Origin of the sequence: Xanthomonas sp. LMG 12459, assembly GCF_009192905.1 — a bacterium.
In the GTDB taxonomy this organism is placed as follows: Bacteria; Pseudomonadota; Gammaproteobacteria; order Xanthomonadales; family Xanthomonadaceae; genus Xanthomonas_A; species Xanthomonas_A sontii.
This window is the reverse complement of sequence record NZ_NSGT01000107.1, coordinates 1-4,158: the sequence shown is the minus strand read 5'-3', so window position 1 is coordinate 4,158 and position 4,158 is coordinate 1. Positions and strand designations below refer to the sequence as shown.

Sequence of the window (4,158 nt, the reverse complement as noted above, 5' to 3'; positions counted from 1 at the left end):
CATGACCCACAACCCGATCATCCGGGCGCTGAAACAGCGGCTGAGCGAACGTGGCAAAACCGGCAAGCAGATCGTGTGCGCCGCCATGCGCAAGCTCCTGCACCTGGCCTACGGGGTTCTCAAATCGGGCACGGCGTTCGACCCGAAAAGGGGCCTTGCCTGCTAGGGGGGAAGACGGTATCTACGATCTACTTGAAAGATCGCGACAAGCTGGGCAGGCGCGCTCGGACGCTATTGGCAAGGTCCCGGCCTCCGCATTAGACCTCCATGCTGCAACAGGCGACGCCGCCGTTTCGTCCACACCGACTCTCCTCTGACATGACCCGGCACAACGGGATTGGCACAACATGAAGAAGACAATCGCAAGCATTGCCATGACAGCGACCTTGACGAGCCTGCCGCTCGCAGCACCAGCGTCTGAGCCAGTGCCATCCATCAGCCAAGCGACACTGCAGGAGTCCGAGAGCGAATACCAGCACAGCCCGCTGTGCGGCAAGGACGAGCTCACCCTGTGGACGTGCCAGACGCGCAAGCGAGAGTTTTCGCTATGCTCGTCGAAGGCGGTCAACCGGACCTCGGGCTACCTGCAGTACCGAGCGTCGGAGAGCGGCAAGCTGGTGCTGCAGTACCCCGCACAGCAGAAGCCGCCGACGGGTCTTTTCACTTACAACACGTTTCCCAACGGAAACGCATCGATCGAGTTCAGCAACGGCGGCTACCGGTACAGCCTTTTCGAGCCGCTCAGATCCGCTTCGTCCATCTCCGTCTCCGGACCTGGAGCATCGGACAAGACCACGCAGATCGCCTGCGGCCCGAACCAGACCCTCCAGCTCAACTACACGATGCGGTTGATGTACGACGCAGGCGTGTGGGTCGATCCCTGAGTGCGCCGAAACAGGCCGCGGCGTCGGCGTCCCGTTCATCCCGACCGGCCGCCGACCGAGTGCGGTGGCGGTAGCGGTCGATGCAATTTGCGCTTGCTACACTCGGCGCGGCGGCGCTGCTCCCGAGAGCGACCAGGTCGACCGCCATGCCAAAGCCGCCACACCTTACGTTTTTTTCCGCAACCTCTTTCTCCCTCATCGACTATCGGTGCCATCATGAAACAAGCCATCGCGCTTCTCCTGCTTGCCTTCGCCTCCTCGTCCGCTTTCGCGGCGGGCAGATCCTGCGAGGAGTTGAAGGCCGAGCTCACCGCGAAACTCGATGCCCACGGCGTCAAGGACTACACGCTGAACATCGTCGACAACGCCGACGTCAAGGATCGGAAGGTCATCGGCAGTTGTGCGGCGGGAAGCAAGAAGATCGTGTACAGCAAGAACAAGCCGTCAACCTAATGGGCATGCGCGGCCACGTCATGCCGGCCACGTGGTGCGTCCGCGCGCAAGGCGTCGTCCTCGCGCATCACGAGAGGGCGCCATGCAGGTAGTGGACCACGAACCGCACGCCTGGTTCCTGCTACGTGACGGCGACACGCTTCTGCTCGACGTCAACTGCAGCCATGGCCCGGTCGGTTACGCGTGGACCATGGCGCTGACTGCCCAGGAAGTTGCGCAGTACCGCGCGCTCGGGCGTGATTTCATCACGCAGCTCGCCGAGCGCGTACAGTCGACCGCGCCCGGGGTGCTAGGCAGTCGGTCGCCGTATCTGGTTCGCAAAGCGGATGCCGAGACCCGCCAGCGGGTCACCGTGGCGATCAAGGCCTGGATCAAGGACAACTGATTGTCCGCCGCGGGCCGTACTTCTCCGCTATTTACGCCGCAGCATTGTTTTCTACCAGCGACAGAGACAATGACAGAAGACCCGAAAGCCCAAGGTCGCAAAGCACTCCGCAGATCAGCGCAGTCCAAGCAGTGCGCGCCCGCGGAAGCCACCCTTCCGCTCCCCAGAGAAACGCTCTGGGCCTTGTTCGATTACTTGAACGACGTACTCGCCGATGGCTGCGATCACTCCTTGCGACTCACCACACAGTTCCTCGCGTCCCAGGATGTCGCTCCGGAGTCGGTCATCCCCTGGCTCGGTGCGCACGGAGGCTTCTGCGATTGCGAGGTGCTGTTCAATGTCGAAGAGCGCTGGGGCAAGCCGTGACCGGACATCGACCTGATGCATGACCTTCCGCATCACTTCTTGGCCGATCTGCTGCTGCATCCTGCGCAACCAGGAAGCAAGGCGACTGCGCTCGTCTCCGGCCAGTGGTGCGCCATTCTCTGCATCGACCAGCAACAGTGGTCGGCCCGCCTCACCTTCACCGGCAGCCCGGCGCCCGGGGTCACGTTCCGCGCAGGGGTACAGTTGCTGATGCCTGACGCACTTGCCCACTTCCCGGCGGGCGCCGATTTCACGCTCTGGGCGAACGGCAGCGAAGGGACAGGCCACGTGGTCTCGAGGGCGGCCTGACAGGCACACGGAACCCACATGCACGTCGACATCACCCACCACGTGGACGCCAGCGAGCCCGACGACGGGTACGGTTACCACTATGCCTACACCCTCTACCGCTTCAGCGACGGCCGCGATCGGTTGCTGGCGCGCAGCTACGACGACGATGCGGATCAGGCGCATTTCCTGAACATCGAAGTGGACGGACACGTGCGCTTGATGATCGACGCGGACCTGCGGCATCCGCTGCTGCTGGCCGCCGCGGCGTACCTGGGCGAGACCGGCAAGCGTAGACTGCGCTGGCTGAGCGGCCGCGGCGACGGTTACGAGCCCCTGCCCGGCCAGCCCACCATCGGACCAGCGGAGGTTCCATGAAGCGCGTCACCGGGATTGGCGGCATCTTCTTCAAGGCACAGGACCCGGCCGCGCTGCAGGCCTGGTACCAGCGGCATCTCGGCATCGACGTGCAGGCCTGGGGCGGCACCGCCTTCGCCTGGAACGACGGCAGCGGCGCGCCAGTCACCGGCTCCACCGTCTGGTCGATCGGCGCGGCGGCGCAGGAGCAGCACTTCTCGCCCGGCACGGCACCCTTCATGATCAATTACCGGGTGCACGATCTGCACGCGCTGGTCGCGGCACTGCGCGAGGAAGGCTGCCACTTGCTGGACCGCATCGATGAGTCCGAATACGGCGCCTTCGCCTGGGTCATCGACCCGGAAGGCAACAAGGTCGAGCTCTGGCAGCCGCCCGCCGGGCAGTAGTGCCCGCTCCGGCCGGTCGACTGGCCGGCCGGTAGCACGGCACGCCCGACCGGTCAGCGTCGAACCAGCCCCGCCGACATCGCCCGTGCACGCCGACCGGTGGATTGGCGCCGCCGACCGGCGGCACACGATCTTCGCTCGCCCTGCACTGCGCTATCACTACTGTCCGCGCTCATTGTCCTGATCGGGATCCTCGCCACCGATGAATGCCTCCCTCCCGAGTTCCCCCTCGCCCCTGCGTCCCTTCGCGGCGCGGGTCCTGGTCGTCATGGCGCTGGGCGCGCTGGGGCTGCTGGCCTGGCAGTTGTCGGAGCTGCTGCTGATCGTGTTCGGTGCGGTGGTGGTGGGCGTGCTGCTGCACGGGCTGGCCACGCTGTTGCGCAAATGGTTGCCGCTACCGGAATGGGCGGCGCTGGCGCTGGTGATCCTGGTGCTGGTGCTGGCGCTGTCGGCGATCGTGCTGTTGTTCGGCGCCGAGGTCGCCGCGCAGATCGACACCTTCCGCGCCACCTTGCCGGCAGCCTGGAACAAGTTCCATGCCTGGCTGCAGTCCGGCCCGCTGGGGCCGCAGATCGAGCGCATCCCCGACCAGTTGCGCGACGGCGCCTCGACCCTGGCCACGCATGCCGGCGCCATCGTGCTGTCGGCCGGCGGCGGCGTCACCGACGCGGTGCTGATGATGGTCGGCGGGCTGTACCTGGCCGCGCAGCCGCGGCTGTATCGCCAGGGCCTGCTGCACCTGCTGCCGCGCGACCGTCGCGGCGTCGCCGACGAAGCGCTGACCGCCAGCGGCCAGGCGCTGCGCGCGTGGTTGACCGGCCAGTTGCTGGCGATGGCGGTGATCGGCACCCTGACCGGCATCGGCCTGTGGCTGCTGGGCGTGCCGGTGGCGCTGGGCATCGGCCTGTTGACCGCGCTGCTGGACTTCATCCCCATCGTCGGCCCGATCGTCGCCGCGGTCCCGGCGATCCTGCTGGGTTTCACGGTCAGCCCGCAGGTGGCGCTGGGCGCGCTGCTG

The 4,158-nt window shown here is 66.1% G+C and carries 8 protein-coding genes and 1 pseudogene; all 9 read left to right on the top strand.

Annotated features, from left to right (window positions below; all coding sequences use genetic code 11):
- A pseudogene (locus tag CEK65_RS19620) lies at window positions 1-166 on the top strand (IS110 family transposase); the annotation flags it as partial.
- 181 nt (window positions 167-347) lie between these two features.
- The gene (locus tag CEK65_RS19615) at window positions 348-884 is read left to right on the top strand and encodes a hypothetical protein (RefSeq protein WP_226980652.1); all 537 of its coding nucleotides are present in this window, start codon (window positions 348-350) and stop codon (window positions 882-884) included.
- Window positions 885-1,100: 216 nt separating this feature from the next.
- Window positions 1,101-1,337 carry a DUF1161 domain-containing protein gene (locus tag CEK65_RS19610; RefSeq protein ID WP_017915150.1) on the top strand — a complete coding sequence of 79 codons (237 nt, stop codon included), beginning with the start codon at window positions 1,101-1,103 and terminating at the stop codon, window positions 1,335-1,337.
- An 82-nt stretch (window positions 1,338-1,419) separates the two neighbouring features.
- Window positions 1,420-1,722, top strand: a complete 303-nt coding sequence (locus CEK65_RS19605; RefSeq protein ID WP_152182722.1) for a hypothetical protein — start codon at window positions 1,420-1,422, stop codon at window positions 1,720-1,722.
- 183 nt (window positions 1,723-1,905) lie between these two features.
- Window positions 1,906-2,088 carry a DUF2695 domain-containing protein gene (locus CEK65_RS19600; protein ID WP_150409516.1) on the top strand — a complete coding sequence of 61 codons (183 nt, stop codon included), beginning with the start codon at window positions 1,906-1,908 and terminating at the stop codon, window positions 2,086-2,088.
- 39 nt (window positions 2,089-2,127) lie between these two features.
- Window positions 2,128-2,397 (top strand): hypothetical protein, encoded by a 270-nt coding sequence (locus tag CEK65_RS19595; RefSeq protein WP_226980651.1) that lies wholly within the window; start codon window positions 2,128-2,130, stop codon window positions 2,395-2,397.
- 18 nt (window positions 2,398-2,415) lie between these two features.
- Window positions 2,416-2,754: a hypothetical protein gene (locus CEK65_RS19590; RefSeq protein WP_152182721.1), complete on the top strand. Its 339-nt coding sequence runs from the start codon at window positions 2,416-2,418 to the stop codon at window positions 2,752-2,754.
- Window positions 2,751-3,140, top strand: coding sequence for a VOC family protein (locus CEK65_RS19585; protein ID WP_152182720.1), 390 nt, complete (start codon window positions 2,751-2,753; stop codon window positions 3,138-3,140). Before CEK65_RS19590 ends, CEK65_RS19585 begins: the two co-directional genes overlap by 4 nt.
- A gap of 202 nt (window positions 3,141-3,342) precedes the next feature.
- A partial coding sequence (locus tag CEK65_RS19580; protein ID WP_226980650.1) for an AI-2E family transporter occupies window positions 3,343-4,158 on the top strand: 816 nt, incomplete at its 3' end.